The 17,603-nt window shown below is 71.4% G+C and carries 13 protein-coding genes; 8 read left to right on the forward strand and 5 right to left on the reverse strand.

Going from position 1 to position 17,603, the window contains the following annotated elements; all coding sequences use genetic code 11:
• Positions 1 to 69: 69 nt before the first annotated feature.
• On the reverse strand, positions 70 to 795 hold the full coding sequence (locus AB5J73_RS31790; RefSeq protein ID WP_370962370.1) for a FadR/GntR family transcriptional regulator: 726 nt from the start codon (positions 793 to 795) through the stop codon (positions 70 to 72).
• Positions 796 to 937: 142 nt separating this feature from the next.
• Between AB5J73_RS31790 and AB5J73_RS31795 the strand changes: the two genes are divergently transcribed.
• The 7 genes from AB5J73_RS31795 to AB5J73_RS31825 are packed head-to-tail and all read left to right on the forward strand — an operon-like array spanning position 938 to position 11,054.
• Entirely contained in the window at positions 938 to 2,533 is a 1,596-nt protein-coding gene (locus AB5J73_RS31795; protein WP_370962371.1) for an ABC transporter substrate-binding protein, read from the forward strand.
• A 12-nt stretch (positions 2,534 to 2,545) separates the two neighbouring features.
• Positions 2,546 to 3,505 carry an ABC transporter permease gene (locus AB5J73_RS31800; protein ID WP_370962372.1) on the forward strand — a complete coding sequence of 320 codons (960 nt, stop codon included), beginning with the start codon at positions 2,546 to 2,548 and terminating at the stop codon, positions 3,503 to 3,505.
• On the forward strand, positions 3,502 to 5,406 hold the full coding sequence (locus AB5J73_RS31805) for a dipeptide/oligopeptide/nickel ABC transporter permease/ATP-binding protein (RefSeq protein ID WP_370962374.1): 1,905 nt from the start codon (positions 3,502 to 3,504) through the stop codon (positions 5,404 to 5,406). The genes AB5J73_RS31800 and AB5J73_RS31805 overlap by 4 nt, the downstream gene beginning before the upstream one ends.
• Positions 5,403 to 6,341, forward strand: a complete 939-nt coding sequence (locus AB5J73_RS31810; RefSeq protein WP_370962375.1) for an oligopeptide/dipeptide ABC transporter ATP-binding protein — start codon at positions 5,403 to 5,405, stop codon at positions 6,339 to 6,341. The genes AB5J73_RS31805 and AB5J73_RS31810 overlap by 4 nt, the downstream gene beginning before the upstream one ends.
• The gene (locus AB5J73_RS31815; protein ID WP_370962376.1) at positions 6,341 to 7,264 is read left to right on the forward strand and encodes a dihydrodipicolinate synthase family protein; all 924 of its coding nucleotides are present in this window, start codon (positions 6,341 to 6,343) and stop codon (positions 7,262 to 7,264) included. The genes AB5J73_RS31810 and AB5J73_RS31815 overlap by 1 nt, the downstream gene beginning before the upstream one ends.
• A complete protein-coding gene (locus AB5J73_RS31820) occupies positions 7,264 to 9,225 on the forward strand; it encodes a beta-galactosidase (protein WP_370962377.1) in 1,962 nt (653 codons plus the stop codon). The genes AB5J73_RS31815 and AB5J73_RS31820 overlap by 1 nt, the downstream gene beginning before the upstream one ends.
• 2 nt (positions 9,226 to 9,227) lie before the next feature.
• Positions 9,228 to 11,054: an exo-alpha-sialidase gene (locus AB5J73_RS31825; protein WP_370962379.1), complete on the forward strand. Its 1,827-nt coding sequence runs from the start codon at positions 9,228 to 9,230 to the stop codon at positions 11,052 to 11,054.
• 9 nt (positions 11,055 to 11,063) lie between these two features.
• Here the strand turns inward: AB5J73_RS31825 and AB5J73_RS31830 are convergent, their stop codons facing one another.
• From AB5J73_RS31830 to AB5J73_RS31840, 3 genes are all read right to left on the reverse strand, one after another.
• Positions 11,064 to 12,413, reverse strand: a complete 1,350-nt coding sequence (locus tag AB5J73_RS31830) for a protein kinase (protein ID WP_370962381.1) — start codon at positions 12,411 to 12,413, stop codon at positions 11,064 to 11,066.
• A gap of 97 nt (positions 12,414 to 12,510) precedes the next feature.
• A complete protein-coding gene (locus AB5J73_RS31835; protein WP_370962382.1) occupies positions 12,511 to 12,972 on the reverse strand; it encodes an HNH endonuclease in 462 nt (153 codons plus the stop codon).
• Between the two features lie 63 nt (positions 12,973 to 13,035).
• The gene (locus AB5J73_RS31840) at positions 13,036 to 13,974 is read right to left on the reverse strand and encodes a PHB depolymerase family esterase (RefSeq protein ID WP_370962383.1); all 939 of its coding nucleotides are present in this window, start codon (positions 13,972 to 13,974) and stop codon (positions 13,036 to 13,038) included.
• 140 nt (positions 13,975 to 14,114) lie between these two features.
• Here AB5J73_RS31840 and htpG point away from each other — a divergent pair, with 140 nt between their 5' ends.
• The gene (gene htpG, locus AB5J73_RS31845) at positions 14,115 to 16,019 is read left to right on the forward strand and encodes a molecular chaperone HtpG (RefSeq protein WP_370962384.1); all 1,905 of its coding nucleotides are present in this window, start codon (positions 14,115 to 14,117) and stop codon (positions 16,017 to 16,019) included.
• Between the two features lie 54 nt (positions 16,020 to 16,073).
• Here htpG and AB5J73_RS31850 read toward each other — a convergent pair whose 3' ends face one another.
• Positions 16,074 to 17,516 (reverse strand): glycoside hydrolase family 76 protein, encoded by a 1,443-nt coding sequence (locus AB5J73_RS31850; protein WP_370962385.1) that lies wholly within the window; start codon positions 17,514 to 17,516, stop codon positions 16,074 to 16,076.
• Positions 17,517 to 17,603 lie beyond the last annotated feature (87 nt).

Raw genomic sequence — 17,603 nt, forward strand, 5'->3', positions numbered from 1 at the left:
TGGTCCGGGGCGTTGAGACCGGTTCTCGATCTTGGCGCGAATTACCTCGATCGGCTCAACGACGCACAGTCAGGACCGGAGCGCCGGCACCGGCCGGGCGACGCCGAAACCGCCGTACGGCCCCGCTTTCGCGCGCTTGCGGACCTCGTCGAAGTGCCGGTGCACCGCTTCGGCGGCGGCGTCGGCGTCGCGCAGCACGAGCGCGTCGACGATCGCCTGGTGCCGCTTCGCGGTGGCGGACGGGGACCCGGCCGGCCCGCCGAGCTCGCTTTCGGCGATCCGGTAGACGTCCCAGAACAACCCGGTGAGCTCGCGGGCGAGGTCGAACCCGGCCTCGGCGCAGATGAGGTCGTGGAACTCGCGGTCGGCCTCCGCGGCGTCCGGGCCCTTGCGCTTCATCCGCGCGACGCAGGCCTGCAGTTCCTCGACCAGTCCGGGCCGGTGGTCGGTGGCGACGCGGCGGGTCAGCTCGGTTTCGAGCATCTCCCGCACCTCCAGGAGATCGCGCAGCCGCCCGACGTCGGTGGCGCCCCGCGCGCGGGTGCGGAACAGCAGCCACGTCTGCAGCGACTCCGACCCGGCGGACCCGACGAACGTGCCGTAGCCGTGGCGGATTTCGACGATGCCGAGCGCCTGCAGCGCCTTGATCGCCTCGCGGATCGAGTTGCGGCTGACGCCGATGTCCTCCATCAGGCTCAGCTCGGTCGGCATGGGCGCGCCCGGCGGGAGTTCCCGCTCGACGATCAGGTCGATGATGCGCTTGGTGATCTCTTCGCTGCGCTGCGGACGGGCCACTGCTGTCCTCCCCGGATGCGTCGTGAGAGGACATCCTACGTCATACGTCCAGAAGGGTTGACCGGCACGCGAAGCCATCCTAGGCTCACGCCAGTCATAGGACGTCCCACGTCCTACCGTTCGAGGCCCGCAGGAGACAGCGATGTCCCAGAGCCCGTCGCTCAGCCGCCGCCAGTTGCTGCGCTACAGCACCTTCGCCGGGGCGGCCTTGGCGTTCCCCACCGTGCTCGCCGCGTGCGGCGGCCCGGCGTCCACCAACAAGACCGGCAGCTCGGCGGGCTCGCTGACCGCCGTCATCGGCTACGGCAACAACCAGACGTGGGACCCGCTGCAGACCGCGTCCGCGTTCTCGATGGCCGCGATCCTGCACTGCTACGAGTCCCTCGTGGAGGGTGACCCGGTCACCCGGACGCCGTTCCCCGGCCTGGCGAAGGCGCTTCCGGACGCCACCGGCACCAGCCTGGAGTTCGAGCTGAGAGACGGCGCCCAGTGGCACGACGGGCAGCCGGTCACCGCCGACGACGTCGTGTTCACCTACGCGCGGGCGCTCGACGAGAAGGAGAACGTGCTGATCCACAGCTTCTTCTCCACGTGGCTGAAGGAAGTCCGCAAGACCGGCGACCGCTCGGTGGCGTTCGCGCTGAAGTTCCCGTTCCCGTACGCGCTCCAGCGGATCCAGTGCTGCAAGATCGTGCCGAAGCACGTCTTCGAGGGCAAGTGGGACGACGCCAAGGGCGGCAAGGTCGTCGGCTCCGGCCCGTACCGGGTCGTCGAGCAGGCTCCGCTGAGCCACACCAGCTTCGAGAAGTTCGCCGCCTACAACGGACCCCGCCCGGCCGCGTACGACAAGATGCTGTGGAAGTCCATCGTGGACGCCGCCCCGCGCGTCGCCGCGATTTCGGGCGCGAAGCCCGACGCGCAGATCGCCGAGAACATCCCGGCCGCCAACGCCGAGCAGCTCCGCAAGGCCGGCCGCACGGTCGAGTTCGCCGACGGCGGCAACAACCTCTTCCTGCTCTTCAACACCGCGCACGCGCCGTTCGACCAGAACCTCGTCCGCCAGGCGCTGCACTACGCCATCGACAAGAAGAAGATGGTCGAGATCGGGCTGAAGGGCGCCGGGACACCGGCGACGTCGTTCATCAACCCGAAGCTCCCGTCTTCGCAACCGGCGTCGCAGGACTTCGCCTACAACCCCGAGAAGGCGAAGCAGCTCTTGCAGCAGGCTGGTGTCAGCGACCTCGCGGTCACGTTGTCCACGACGAACACCTCGCTGGTCGCCGACTGCGTCAAGGTGATCAAGGAGGGCTGGGACGCGATCGGCGTCCGGACCACTTTGGACTCCCAGGACACCAAGGCGCTGTTCTCCAAGCTCGACGCCGGCACCGACTTCCAGGTCGTCGCGACGACCAACAACCCGATGCAGTTCGGCAACGACCCCGACCTGCTGATCCGCTACTACTACGACGCCAAGTCGATCCTCACGGCCAAGTACGCCCGCTTCACCGGCCCCGACGCGCAATCCCTGCAGGCGCTGCAGGACCAGGCCGCGGCGGAGACCGACGAAGGCAAGCGGACCGCGCTCACCAAGCAGCTGCTCGACCGGATTTCCGAGCAGGCCGTGCTCTACCCCGTGGTGTTCACCCAGCTCGGCACGGCGTGGGACCCGAAGGCGATCTCCGGCGTGCGCGCCCAGGGCTACCCGGGCATCTACCTCAACCAGGCCAAGCCGGTCTAGGAGGGGACATCCGTGGCCGTCGTCGTGCGGATGCTGCTGAGCCGCATCCTCGCCCTCATCCCGCTGCTGCTCGGCGTGATCCTGTTCGTGTTCGTCGTGATGCGGTTCGCGCCGGTCGACCCGGCGCTGGCCGCGTTCGACGGCGCGAACGCCACCGCCGAGCAGCTCCAGCAGTTCCGGCTCGAGAACGGGCTGCTGGACCCGCTGCCGCTGCAGTACGTCCACTTCGTCTGGCACCTGGCCCAGGGCGACTTCGGCACCAGCGTGATCACCAAGCAACCGGTCGGCGACACGATCGCCACCGCGCTGCCGCTGACCGTCCAGCTGACCCTGCTCGGCCTGGTCATCGCGCTGGTGACGGCGCTGGTGCTCGGCGTGACGTCGGCGCTGTTCCGCGATCGCTGGCCGGACAAGGTGATCCGCGTGGTCACCCTGGCCGGGGTCGCCGCACCGGCGTTCTGGGTGGCGCTGCTGCTCGTGCAGTGGCTCGCCGTCGGCCAAGGCCTGTTCCCGACCAGCGGCTACGTCAGCCCGGCCGACTCCTTCGGCGGCTGGCTGAACTCGCTGGCGCTGCCCGCGATCTCCCTCGCGCTGCCGGTGGCCGCCCAGCTGACCCGCGTGATCCGGACGTCGATGGTCGAGGAACTGGACAAGGACTACGTCCGGACCGCGCGCGGCGGCGGCCTGCCGCCGGTGGTCGTGATCGGGCGCAACGTGCTGCGCAACGCGCTCGTCACCCCGCTGACCGTGCTCGGCCTGCGGGTCGGCTACCTGCTGGGCGGCGCCGTCGTCATCGAGACGATGTTCGCGCTGCCGGGGATGGGGCAGAACATGATCCAGGCCGTCACCGACGGCGACACCGCCAAGGTGCAGGGCTTCGTCATCACCATCGCGATCGGGTTCGTCCTGGTCAACCTGATCGTCGACGTCTTGTACCTGATCGCGAACCCGCGCCTGCGGAGCCACGCGTGAAGCGCCTGCGCGCGGCCTGGCCCGCGCTCGCGATCCTCGGCGCCCTGCTCCTGGTCGCCGTGCTCGGCACGCTCGTCGCGACGCACAACCCGGACGCGCTGAGCACCGACACCGGCGGCCCGAGCGGCGCGCACTGGTTCGGCACGGACACCTCGGGCCGGGACATCTTCTCCCGGCTCGTCGCCGGCACGCGCTGGTCGCTCGCCATCGGCCTGGGGGCGGTGGCGCTCGCGCTCGTGTCGGGGGCGGTGATCGGGGCGTTCGCGGCTACGTCGCACCGCCGGGTCGACGCGGTGATCATGCGCGTCCTGGACGTCGTCATGGCGTTCCCGGGCATCGCGCTGGCCGCGGTGCTGGTCGCGGTGTTCGGCCACGGCATCCTCGTGCTGATCCTCGCCATCGGCTTCCTCAACACGCCCCCGGTGGCCCGGGTGATCCGGGCGAACGTGCTGGCCCAGTACGGCGAGGACTACGTCGCGGCCGAACGCGTCATCGGGGCCAAGCGGTTCTTCGTGCTGACCCGCCACGTCGCGGTCAACTGCGCCGCGCCGGTGCTCGTCTACTGCACGGTCACGGTGGCCGACGCGATCGTCTTCGAGGCCTCGCTGTCGTTCATCGGCGCCGGCGTCCAGCCACCGGACCCGTCGTGGGGCTCGGTCCTCGCCGACGGCAAGGACCTGGTCCTCACCGGCGGCTGGTGGGCGACGCTGTTCCCCGGCCTGCTGATCCTGATCACGGTGCTGGCGCTCACCATCCTGTCCGAACGGATCTCCGACGCCTGGGCCGCGCCCTCGGCCCGGGCGGTCAAGGCGGCGGAAGTGGCGAAGGCCGTCGAAGCCCGCGACGACGCCGACACCGCGCCCGTGCTCCCGATCGCCGGCCTGCGGGAAGCGGGGGAGCGGCTGGCCCGCACCGCCCGCGCGCTGGACCACCGCGAAACCGTCCTGGAGGTCGACCGGCTCCGGATCGCGTTCCCGGGCCGCCACGAAGGCGTCGACGTCGTGGCCGGCGTTTCGTTCAGCGTCCGCGCGGGCGAAGTCCTCGGCCTGATCGGCGAATCCGGCTGCGGCAAGACGCTCACGGCGTTGTCGATCCTCGGCCTCCAGCCACCGGCGGCGAAGGTGTCGGGGCAGATCCGGTTCGCCCAGCGCGACTTGCTGAACCTGCGGGCGGGCGAACGACGGCGGCACCTCGGCCACGACATCGCGATGGTCTACCAGGACGCGCTCAGCTCGCTCAACCCCGCGATGACGATCCGCGCCCAGCTCAAGCAGTTCACCCGCCGCGGCGGCACCCGCACCCCGGCCGAGCTCCTCGGACTGGTCAACCTGGACCCGGAACGCACGCTGCGGGCCTACCCGCACGAACTGTCCGGCGGGCAGCGCCAGCGGGTGCTGATCGCGATGGCGCTGTCACGCGACCCGAAGCTGATCGTCGCCGACGAGCCGACCACCGCGCTCGACGTCACCGTGCAGGCTCAGATCATGGCGCTGCTGCTGCGGTTGCAGGAAGAGCTCGGCTTCGCGCTCGTCCTCGTTTCGCACGACCTGGCTCTGGTGTCCGAGATCGCCGACCGCGTCGTCGTCATGTACGGCGGGCAGGTGGCCGAGCTGGGCGCCACGGCCGAGGTCGTCGGGTCGCCGCGGCACCACTACACGCGCGGCCTGCTCAGCGCGGTGCTGTCGGTGGAGGAGAACGAGGCCCGGCTGACCCAGATCAAGGGTGTCGTCCCGGCCCCGGCGGAGTTCCCGGCCGGTTGCCGGTTCGCCGACCGCTGCCCCGCGGCCCGCGCCAAGTGCCGCGAAGAGCCGCCGGTCCGGTTCGGGGAGCCGGTCGACCACCTCGTCGCCTGCCACTTCCCGGCGGTCGGCATCGCGCGCGAAAAGGAGGCCACGGCGTGAACCTCCTCGAGGTCGACGGCGTCCACGTCGTCCACAAGATCCGCGGCCGCGGCCTGTTCGGCCACCAGAACGTCTACGCCCTGACCGACGCCCACCTGGTGGTGAACCCGGGCGAGACGATCGGCGTCGTCGGCGAGTCCGGCTGCGGCAAGTCGACCCTGGCCAGGGTGATCGTCGGGCTGCAGCGGCCGACCGCGGGAGCCGTGCGCTTCCGCGGGGAGCCGCTCGTCCCCGGCCGCGAGGTCGGCATGGTCTTCCAGGACCCGTCGACCGCGCTGAACCGGCGGCTCGCCGTCGCCAAGATCGTCCGCGACCCCCTCGACGTGCACCGCGTCGGGACGCCGGCCGAGCGCGACGACCGCGTCCGCGAGCTGATGTCCCTGGTCGGGCTGCCGGCGAGCGTCGCCGACGCCGTGCCGGGCCAGCTGTCGGGCGGCCAGCGCCAGCGCGTCGCCATCGCCCGGGCGCTGGCCCTGCGGCCCGCGCTGCTGGTGGCCGACGAGCCGACGTCCGCCCTCGACGTGTCGGTCCGCGCCCAGATCCTCAACCTGCTGCTCGACCTGCGCGAACAGCTGGAGCTGGCGATGGTGTTCGTCTCCCACGACATCCAGACCGTGGCGAAGATGAGCGACCGGATCGTCACGATGTACCTGGGCCGGATCGTCGAGGAGGCGCCGGTGGGGGCGCCGGCCCGCCACCCCTACACGCGGGCGTTGTTCTCCGCGACGCCCAGCCTGCTGCACCCGGTCGAGCCGATCGTGCTCACCGGCCCGGTGCCGTCCGCGACCCGCCCGCCGAGCGGGTGCCCGTTCCGCACCCGCTGCCCGAAGGCCACCGACGAGTGCGGGGCCGAGCTGCCGCCGCTCGCCGCGGCCGAGGGCGGGCACACCTACCGCTGCATCCATCCCGAGACCCCTACCGGAGTGAGCGCCTGATGCCGAAGTTCGCCGGAATCGTCCCGCCGCTGTGCACGCCGTTCCACGACGACTTCAGCGTGGACACCGAGTCGCTGCGGCGCCACGTCGAGGTCCAGCTCGACGCCGGCGTCCACGGCGTGTTCGTCCTCGGCTCCTCCAGCGAGGTCGCCTTCCTGCCCGACGCGCAGCGCCGCGTCGTCGTCGAGACGGCGGTCGACCAGGTCGCCGGCCGCGTCCCGGTGCTCGCCGGCTGTATCGACATGACGACGTTGCGGGTCGCCGAGCACATCCGCGCCGCCGAGGCGGCCGGGGCCGACGCCGTCGTGGTCACCGCGCCCTACTACACGCGCACGCACGTCGCCGAGATCGACCGGCACTTCCGGCTGCTGGCCGAGCGCACGTCGCTGCCGATCGTCGCCTACGACATCCCGGTCGCGGTGCACACGAAGCTCGACGGCGGCCTGGTCCTCGACCTCGCGGCCGACGGCGTCATCGCCGGGCTCAAGGACTCCAGCGGCGACGAAGCCGCGTTCCGGGCCGTGCTGCTCGGCAAGCGCGACCGCGGCCTCGACTCCTTCGCCGTGTTCACCGGGTCCGAGCTCGTCGTCGACGCGGCGCTGGCGATGGGCGCGGACGGCGCCGTTCCCGGCCTCGCCAACGTCGACCCGGTCGGGTACGTGCTGATCCACGACCACTTCAGGTCCGGCAACCTCGCCGCGGCCCGCCGGGAGCAGGAACGCCTGCTGAAGCTGTTCTCGATCACGTCGGTGGCGCCGCCGAGCCGGATGGGCCGCGGCTCGGCCGGGCTCGGGGCGTTCAAGGCCGCGATGAAGCTGCGCGGGTTCGTAGACAACGCCGTGATGGCGCCGCCGCAGCTGCCCCTGGACGACGAGGAACTGCTGCGGATCAAGGAAAAGCTCGCCGAGGCCGGGCTGCTCTGATGATCCGGTACGGCGCCGACTACAACCCCGAGCACTGGTCCGAGGAGGTCCGCCGCGAGGACCTGGAGCTGATGGCCGAAGCGGGCGTCACGATGGTGACCGCGGGGATCTACTCGTGGGCCGCCGTCGAACCGCGGCCGGGGGAGTACGACTTCGGCTGGTTCGACGCCGTCATGGAGGGCCTCGCCGGCGCCGGGATCCAGGTGTGCCTGGCGACGATGACCGCGTCCCCGCCGCCGTGGCTGTCCCACACGCACCCGGAGATCCTGCCGGTGCGCGCCGACGGCGTCCGGCTCTCCCCCGGGGCCCGGCAGCAGTTCTGCCCGTCCAGCCCGGTTTACCGCGCACACGCCGAGCGCCTCGTGACGGAGCTGGCGACGCGCTACGCCGGGCACCCCGCCCTGGCGATGTGGCACGTCGGCAACGAGTTCGGCTGCCACGTCCGGGCCTGCTACTGCGCCGAGTCGGCGGCGGACTTCCGGCGCTGGCTGCGGGAGCGCTACGGGACGCTCGGGGAGCTGAACGCCGCCTGGACGACGACGTTCTGGTCCCAGCGTTACGCCGTGTGGGACGAGATCCTGCCGCCGCGCGTCGCGCCGACGTTCCCCAACCCCGCGCAGCAGCTGGACTTCCACCGGTTCTCCTCCGACGCCGCGCTCGCCTGCTTCCTGACCGAGCAGCGCGTGCTGCGGCGGGTCACCCCGGACGTCCCGGTCACGACCAACTTCGTCGGCCTGGTGCAGAAAGCCCTCGACTGGCACACGTGGACACCGGACGAGGACGTCGTCAGCCTCGACTCGTACCCGGACCCCCACGACCCGCGCGCCCACGTCGAAGCCGCGTTCGCGTACGACCTGGTGCGGTCGACGAAGGACCAGCCGTGGCTGCTGCTGGAGCAGGCGCCGAGCGCGGTGAACTGGCGGTCTCGCAACGGCCCCAAGCCACCGGGCGCGATGCGGCTCGGCAGCTGGCAGGCGATCGCGCAGGGCGCCGACGCCGTCCTGTTCTTCCAGTGGCGGCAAACGAGCGGTGGCGCGGAGAAGTTCCACTCGGCGATGGTGCCGCACGGGGGCCGGGAAACCCGGACGTTCCGCGAGGCTTCTTCGCTGGGGCGGGAACTGGCCCGGGTGCCGGAGCTGGCCGGGACGCGCGTGCGCGCCGACGTCGCCCTGCTGCACGACTGGCCGAGCTGGTGGGGCCTGGAACTGGACTCGCACCCGGCGTCGCTGGACCAGCTCGAGACGCACCTGGCGCACTACGCGCCGTTGTTCGACGCCAACGTCACCTGCGACGTCGTCCACCCTTCGCGCGACCTCTCGCGGTACAAGCTGGTCGTCGTGCCGAACCTGTACCTGCTGGAGCAGCCGGCGGCGGACAATCTCCGTGCGTACGTCGCGAGTGGCGGCCACCTCGTCGTGTCGTACTTCTCCGGGATCGTCGACGGCTGCGATCGCGCGTACCTCGGCGGGCACCCGGCGCCGCTGCGGGACGTCCTCGGCCTGCGGGTCGACGAGTTCTGGCCGCTCGACGCGCCCGTCGAGCTGGCGTTCGCCGACGGGACACCGGATACCGGGACGATCTGGTCGGAGTGGATCGAACTCGAAGGCGCCTCGGCCGTCGCGTCGTTCGGCTCGGGTGAGCTCGCCGGACGGCCCGCGATCACCCGGCACGAGTTCGGCGCGGGGGTCGCCTGGTACCTCGCGACCCGGCCCGATCTGGGTCCGGTGCTCGGCCGCGTGTGCGCGGAAGCCGGGGTGACACCGGTGGTGACGGCTCCGGCGGGCGTCCAGGCGGTCGTCCGGCACAGCGAAGAAAGCGCTTACCTGATCCTGCTCAACCACGGCACCGGGCCGGTCACCGTCGACCTGCCGCACGCCGCGCCGGACCTGCTGACCGACCCTTCGCGGCCGGTTCGCGAGGTCCGGCTCGCCCCGCGAGGTGTCGCCGTCCTGAAGGGATGACCATGAGAACACTGGGGAACTGGGCCGCGCTGGTGGCCCTGGTGGCGGGCTCGCTGCTCGCCGCGAGCCCGGCGCAAGCCGCGCCGACGTTCGACCAGCAGGTGCTGTTCAAGGCTTCGCAGGACCCGGGGTACAGCTGCTTCCGGATCCCGGCGATCGTGGAATCGACGCACGGCACGCTGCTCGCCTTCGCCGAGGGCCGCATCGACAACTGCGGCGACACCGGCGACATCGACCTCGTGCTCAAGCGGTCCACCGACGGCGGCCGGACGTGGTCGCCGCTGCGGGTGGTCAACCGCGGCGGCGGGGACACGCACGGCAACCCGGTGCCCGTAGTGGACAGTCGCACCGGCCGGATCGTGCTGATCACGACGTACAACAAGGGCCGCACCGACGACAAGGCCTGCGACGTCCCGTGCCCGCGCACGCCGCACTCGCAGTACAGCGACGACGACGGCCTGACCTGGTCCACGCCCGTCGACATCAGCGCCCAGGCGAAGCTGCCGAACTGGGATTCGTGGTACGCGTCCGGTCCGGTGCACGGCATCCAGCTGACCCGCGGCAAGCACGCCGGCCGGCTCGTGTTCGGCGTCAACGCGGAAACCAGCGACGGCACGCATTCGATCGAAAACCACGCCGGGCTCGTCTACAGCGACGACGGCGGGCGCAGCTGGCACGTCGGCGCCGTCGACAGCTACCCGCACCCGGTCGGCGGGACGTACACCCAGAAACCGTCCGAAGTCACCGTCGTCGAGCTGCCCGACGGTTCGATCTACGCCGGCGGCCGCGAGCAGGGCGGCACCGACATCGGCAACCGCGACTACGCGATCAGCCGCGACGGCGGCGAGACGTTCACCAGGTCCTTCACCACCATCCCCGACCTGGTGACGCCGATGGTGCAGGGCTCGATCCTGCGCGTCGGCAACCGGCTGTTGTTCTCGTCGCCGTCGGACACCGACCGGCGGCGCCGGATGATGATCCGGTCGTCCTACGACAACGGCCGGACGTGGGAAAACGCCGAGCAGGGCACACAGATCACGACAGACTGGTCGGGGTACTCGGACCTGGTGCGGATCAGCGGCTCGGAGATCGGGCTGATGTACGAAGGCGGCGCCGTCGACGCGCGGGACGAGATCCGCTTCGCGCGCTTCGACGAATCCTCTCTGGGCTGGCGGAACTCCGCGGGACCGTCCACACCGGACGTTTCCGGGCACGCGGACGCCCGGGTCCTCGGCGGCGCTTCCCTCGCGGCCGGCCGGTTCGGCGGGGCGGTGGCCCTGGACGGCGTCGACGACTACGTCCGCGTGCCCTACGACCCGGCGCAACCCCCTGGCGAAGGCGACCTGACGTGGACGGGCTGGTTCCGCTACGGCGCCGCGAAGGGCAACCAGGTGCTGTTCTGGCTCGGCGGGATGGGCGGCACGGCACCGCAGCTGTGGCTGCGCGGCGAACCGGCGAACCACCGGCTGATCGCGACGATGACCACGGCGGCCGGCAGCGCGTCGATCACGGCCCCGCAGGCCTACGACGACCAGGCGTGGCACCAGGTCGCCTTGGCGCGCACCGGCGGGAAGCTGCTGCTGTGGGTCGACGGTGCGCAGATCGCTTCGGGCGCGGCGGTGCCGGGTTCGGTGAGCCAGACGGTGTCGTTCCAGCTGCAGCTCGGCCAGCGGCTGGACAACCAGTTCCGCTGGGCCGGCTCGTTCGACGAGGTCCGCTTCTACCGGCGGGCGTTGACGGTCCCGGAGCTCGACGCGATCCGGCTGGCGAACGCACCGGTCCCGGCGGGCCAGGTGCTGCGGCTGCCGTTCGACCGGCTCCGCGGCTGAAGCCGCTGGTCAGAGCGTCCGGCAGGTGACGGCCGGGCGGCCGGCGTCGCTGCTCTGGGCCAAGGCGATGAAGCCGAACGTCGTCGTCGCGCCGGCGTTCAGTTTCGCGTTCCACGCCGCGTTGTCGACCGTCACGGTCGAGCCGTCCACCGTGTAATCGCCGTTCCACAAGCCGGTGATGTGGTGGCCGTCCGGGAGGGTCCAGCGGACGCTCCAGCCGGACAGGTCCCCGGCGTGGTCGTTGCGGACGGTCACCTGCACCTGGTAGCCGCCCGGCCAGGAGTTCGTCACCTCGTAGCCGGCCGCGCAGCCGAGGTCGGCGGTGGTCGAGGTGGGCGGCGGCGGTGCTGGGGGCGTGGACGTGACCGGCGCGGCGACCACCTGTTCCGCGCCGGGGACCAGGGCCGTCCCGATCAGCACCCCCGCGGCCAGCAGCACGGCGCCGGCCGCGGCGGCCAGGACCAGGCGGCGGCGGGAGCGGCGGACGCGCAGCAGCCGGGTGCCCGTGCGGGGCCGGGGGCGCGGGGGTGGCAGCGGGCGGCCGTCGGTGACCGCCTCGAACAGCTGCTGGACCTCGGCCATCGACGGGCGCGCGGCCGGATCCCGCTGGAGCAGGCGGATGAGGACCTCGGCGAGCGGGCCGTCGTGCCGGGGCGGGGTGACGTCTTCGCGGGCGACGCGCAGGAGCAGGGCGATCGGGTTGTCGTCGGTGCCGAACGGCGGGGTGCCTTCCAGCGCGCGGTAGAGCGTCGAGCCGAGCGAGAAGACGTCGGCCGGGAAGCCCGCTTCGCGGCCGTTGGCGACCTCGGGGGACAGGTAGGCCGGGGTGCCCGCGATGAAGCCGCCGCCGGTGACCGTGCCTTCGCCGGTCGCCCGGGAGATGCCGAAGTCGGCGATCTTGGCGACGCCGTCCTCGCCGATGAGGACGTTGCCGGGCGTGACGTCCCGGTGCACGATCCCCTCGGCGTGCGCCGCGGCGAGCGCCGACGCGGCCTGCCTGCCGATGCGCGCGACCTCGTCGGCGGGCAGGCACTCCCGGTCGAGCAGGATTTCGGCCAGGCTCCGCGACGGCAGGTACTCCATCACCAGGTACGGCTCGCCGCCCTGCTCGACGACGTCGTGCACGGTGATGGCGTGCGGGTGCCGCAGGCGCGCGGTGAGCCGGGCTTCGCGCAGCGCGCGCTGGGCCGCCTGTTCCCCGGCGGCCTGCCCGATGGCGGTGTCGTAGTCCAGCTGCTTGACCGCGACGACCCGGTCGAGCCGCTCGTCACGCGCGCGCCAGACGACGCCCATGGCGCCTTGGCCGACCTTCGCCGTCAGCCGGTAGCGCCCGGCGATCAGTTCTCCTGCGTCGGTCACGACGACCTCCCGGCCTTCCCCGGAACACACGGATCCGGGGGACGATCGGTTCGAGCTTAACGACCTGCCCGCCGGTACGCCGACGGGCAGGCCTGGCTCAACCGCCGAGCCGGTGCAGCTGGTCCCACGACGGCACGGACGGGGTGAACCGCAGCTTCATCCCCGCCTCCGCCGGCAGCCTGTCCGCCTTCCGCGCGTTGCAGCTGCCGGTGCGGCCGCCGCACGCGGCGACCGTGTTCAGCCACGACGTCCGCTCGCCGCCGCGGCTCAGCGGGACCACGTGGTCGATCGTCGTGGCGCGGGCGCCGCAGTACGCGCAGCGGTGGCCGTCGCGGGTGAGCACGCCGCGGCGCGACCACCGCGGCGGCTGCGTATATCGCCACTTCATCACCACGTACCGCAGCAACCGCACGACCTTCGGGCGCGGGAACAAGCCGTACGCGAGACCGTCTTCGGCCTCGTGGATCTCCGCGACGCGCCGCACGAGCATGCGGATCGCGTGCGGCACCGAAACCGTCTGCAGCGGTTCGTAACCGGCGTTCAGGACGAGCACCTTCACAACGCACCTCTTTCCTCTCGGCGAAAATCGTCGCCGAGGGGAAAGCGGTGCGTCAATCGTGTTTCACCGCAGGGGATGCGCGCGGAAGAACCGCCAGATGACCGGCGTCGCGTCGATCACCGTCGGCGTCGCCGAGTCGTTGTTCGGCTGTGTGCTGGGCCAGACGTGCCCGGCGCCTTCGACGCGGTAGTGCTCGAGGGCGCCACCCCGGTCGCAGCCGAGCCACTTCTGCGCCACGACCCCGGGAACCGGCGCCCACGACACCGGCTTCGGCCGGCAACCGTCCCTTGTGGACCACGCGGCCAGCCAGTCCGGGATGGCGGGCAGGCCCTTGGCCGGGTTGCCGGTGTAGGGGATGGTCGTGTCGGCGGTGCCGTGGAAGTCCAGCACCGGCACCGGGCGGCTCGGGTCGCACGCGCCGCCCTGCGGGTAGAACGCGCCCGACACCGGGGCGAACGCCGCGATCCGGCCCGCCAGCCGGCACGCCAGCACCCCGACGAACCCGCCGCCGTTGGACTTGCCCGCGGCGTAGATCCGGCCCGGGTCGACGCACAGCGTCCGCTGCAGTGAGTTCAGCAGGTCGCTGGTGAAGAGGACGTCGTCGGCGGCGGCCGAGTAGGGCGCCCCGGTCCAGGCCGACTCGCCGTCCGTGCCGATCAGGCCCTGGGGGTACACCGAGATCGCGTCCAGCGCCGAGAAGCCGGACAGCTCCTCCTGGTACTGCGACGTCCGCTTGTGCCCGTGGAACGACAGCACCAGCGGGTACGCCCGGTGCGGGTCGTAGCGGGCGGGCAGGTGGACGGTGTACTCGCGGTCCAGGCCGCCCGAGACGACGTGCCGGGCCGTCGTGGCTCCGGCCGGGATGCCGGGGGCGCGCCCGCAGCCGGTGGTGCGGACGGGGTGGTCGGCGACGCCCGCCGCGGCGGCGGGGGCGGCGAAGGCGGTGGTCAGGGCGCAGGTCGCGGCGAACGCGGCGGCCCACCGGGGAAGGCGTCCGGGCACTCGATCCTCCTTGATCGGCAGCGGGGCGTGGCCAGCATCACACCAGGTCGCGGGCCCTCCTACATTGCGTTCATAAAGTGCGCGGGCGGGATAGGTAGGATCGACCCACCCTTCGGCCGAGAAACCGGAAAGGACCGGACGTGACCACCCCGATCGAGACGCTCGAGTTCCAGTCGGAAGCGCGTCAGCTGCTCCAGCTGATGATCCATTCGATCTACTCGAACAAGGACACGTTCCTGCGCGAACTCGTGTCCAACGCCTCCGACGCGCTCGACAAGCTGCGGCTGGAGTCCTACCGCGACAAGGACCTCGAAGCGGACACGTCCGACCTGCGCATCGAGCTCGAGACGGACCCGGCGGCGCGGACGCTCACGGTGCGCGACAACGGCATCGGCATGAGCCGCGACGACGTGGTCGGCCTCATCGGCACCATCGCCAAGTCGGGCACCGCGGACTTCCTGACCAAGCTGAAGGAGGCGAAGGACGCCGCGGCGTCGCAGGACCTCATCGGCCAGTTCGGCGTCGGCTTCTACTCGAGCTTCATGGTCGCGGACAAGGTCACGCTGGTGACGCGCAAGGCGGGCACCACCGAGGGCGTCCGCTGGGAGTCGACCGGCGAGGGCACCTACACGATCCAGGAGGTCGAGGACGCGCCCCAGGGCACCGCGGTCACCCTGCACCTCAAGCCCGAGGACGCCGAGGACCACCTCTACGACTACACGTCCCCGGCGAAGATCCGGGAGATCGTGAAGAAGTACTCGGACTTCATCACCTGGCCCATCCGGATGGCCGGCGAGGCCGCCGAGGGCGAGGAGCCGAAGACCGAGACCGTCAACTCGATGAAGGCGCTGTGGGCGCGGTCGTCGAGCGAGGTCACCGACGACGAGTACCACGAGTTCTACAAGCACGTCAGCCACGACTGGCAGGACCCCCTGGAAACGATCCGGCTGCAGGCCGAGGGGACCTTCGAGTACCAGGCGCTGCTGTTCCTGCCCTCGCACGCGCCGATGGACCTGTTCCTGCGCGAGCGCAAGCGCGGCGTGCAGCTGTACGTCAAGCGCGTCTTCATCATGGACGACTGCGAGTCGCTCGTCCCCGAGTACCTGCGGTTCGTCAAGGGGGTCGTCGACGCCCAGGACCTCTCGCTCAACGTGTCGCGGGAGATCCTGCAGCAGGACCGGCAGATCCAGCTGATCCGCCGCCGGCTGGTGAAGAAGGTGCTTTCGACGGTCAAGACGATGATGACCGCCGACGCCGAGAAGTACGCGACGTTCTGGCGCGAGTTCGGCCGGGCGGTCAAGGAAGGCCTGCTCGACGACTTCGAGAACCGCGAAGCCATCCTCGAGATCTCGTCGTTCGCCTCGACCCGTGACGCGGAGAAGCCGACGTCGCTGCGCGAGTACGTCGAGCGGATGAAGGACGGTCAGGAGCACATCTACTTCATGACCGGCGAGTCGCGCTCGGCCATCGAGAACTCGCCGCACATGGAGGCCTTCCGGGCGAAGGGCTTCGAGGTGCTGGTGCTGACCGACCCGATCGACGAGATGTGGGTCGACGCGGTGCCGGGCTTCGACGGGAAGCAGTTCCAGTCGATCGCCAAGGGGCAGGTCGACCTGGAGTCGGAGGAGGACAAGAAGGCCACCGAGGTCGCCCGCGAGCAGCAGAACAAGGACTTCGAGGGCCTGCTGTCGTGGCTGGGCACGGCGCTGGGCGAGAACGTCAAGGAGGTGCGGCTTTCGTCGCGGTTGACGACGTCGCCGGCCTGCATCGTCGGGGACACCCACGACCTGACGCCGACGCTGGAGAAGATGTACCGCGCGATGGGGCAGGAGCTGCCGCCGATCAAGCGCATCCTCGAGCTGAACCCGGAGCACGGCCTGGTCACGGGCCTGCGGGAGGCGCACGCGGCGCGGCCGGAGGACGAGGGGCTGGCCGAGACGGCCGAGTTGCTCTACGGCATGGCGCTGCTCGCCGAAGGCGGCGAGCTGGCCGACCCGTCGCGGTTCATCAAGCTGCTGGCGGGCCGGCTGGAGAAGACCCTCTGACCGGTCGTGAGTGAGAAACGGGGTTCCAACCCGGTTTCTCACTCACGACGGGGGTCAGGGTGCGGCGTTCATCAGGTCCAGCGCGCTCTGCTGCCGGGCCGAGTCGGCCTGGTCGAACGGGCCCGCCCACAGCAGGCCGTAGGCTTCCGCGCTGTTCCGGTCGTTCGCGTACGCCGAGTTCGCCTGGCGCTGCAGGTAGCCCGTGTACGGGTGGTCCGGGAGCGCTGCGTTCAGCACCGCCAGGTCGCGGACGTAGACGCCCTTGAACGTCGGGCCGTCCACGCCGCCGCCACCCGCCGTCTCGCCCGGGTCGCGGAGGATGCCGCCCGGGTTGAGGGAGCCGTTCGTCGTCGACGCGTTCGCCATCGCGCGGGCTTTCGCCGCCAGGGCCGCGTCCCCGGTCGCGCGGTACAGCTCGGTCAACGCCGCCAGCGGTACGCCCTGGTTGTAGGTCCAGACCGGCTGGCCGTTGTTCGCGCAGGTGGCCACGTCCAGGCCGTCGTTGACCAGGTTCGAGCCGTTGATCATGCCGCTGCCCGAGAACCACGCCCACCCGGCCCGGGCGCGGGCCAGGTACGCCGTGTCGCCCGGGATCCGGTTGTGCAAGGCGGCGTTCAGCTGGACGTAGAGCGAGTTCGGGATGGCGTTCTTGGTCTGGCGGCTGGTGTTCCACCAGACCCCGCCACCGCAGACGCCGTCCCAGTAGGCGTACATGTGGTCCGCGTCGGCGCGGGCGGTGTTGAGGTACTTGCCGTCGCCGGTCAGGTCGTAGGCGTCGACCCACGCGAGGCCCCACCACGCGGTGTCGTCCAGGTAGTCGTTGCGGAAGTTCCCGCCCTGCGCCGCGAGGTTCTTCGTGTACGTCGTGTCGATCGCGTACCGGTAGCTGCCCATGCCGCTCACCCGGGCGTTGTCGATGATCGCGGTCAGCGCGTTGGCCGAGTTCCACCAGCCGGTGGTGTCGAACAGGCCGGTGCCGAGGTTGTACCGCTCCATCAGCGCGGTGGCGGCCGCGGTGCGGCGGTCCCAGGCGTTCCACGTCGGGCGCGCCCAGCCGGTGCAGGCGATGCTCGCCGAGCCGGCGGGCTGCCCGCAGGCGCGCAGCAGGCCGACGCCCTTGTTCGCCCAGTCGTCGGCGTTGTGCATCAGGGTCCGCCAGCCGGTCGCGCCCGGCGGCGTCGCGGTGTCGCCGAGCTTGCTGCCGCCCGCCCACGTGCGGCCGGCGTCGAACGAGCGGTCCAGCCAGACGTGGTCGCCGGCCGCACCGCCGGTGATCGCCGCCCAGCCCATGTCGTCGGCGTCGTCGAGGTGCAGCGAGAGCCGTCGCCCGCCGACACTCGCCGAAGCGCCTTCGCGATCACCGGGGGAGAGGGCGGGATCCCGGGCGTCGCAGTACTTGTCGCAGATCACCGCCAATGGGGCGACCGGCGACGGTGCCGGGGTGGGTGCCGGGGTGGCGGCCAGGACGAGGGTGAGGAGGGGAGCCAGGAGGTTCATCGGTCACCTTCCGCGCTGAAGGGCGATGCTTTCCTTTGTAGCAGGGAAAGTTCGTTGGTCCAGTCCTTTGCCGGACAGGCTTTCGGA

Source organism: Amycolatopsis sp. cg9, from assembly GCF_041346945.1.
In the GTDB taxonomy this organism is placed as follows: domain Bacteria; phylum Actinomycetota; class Actinomycetes; order Mycobacteriales; family Pseudonocardiaceae; genus Amycolatopsis.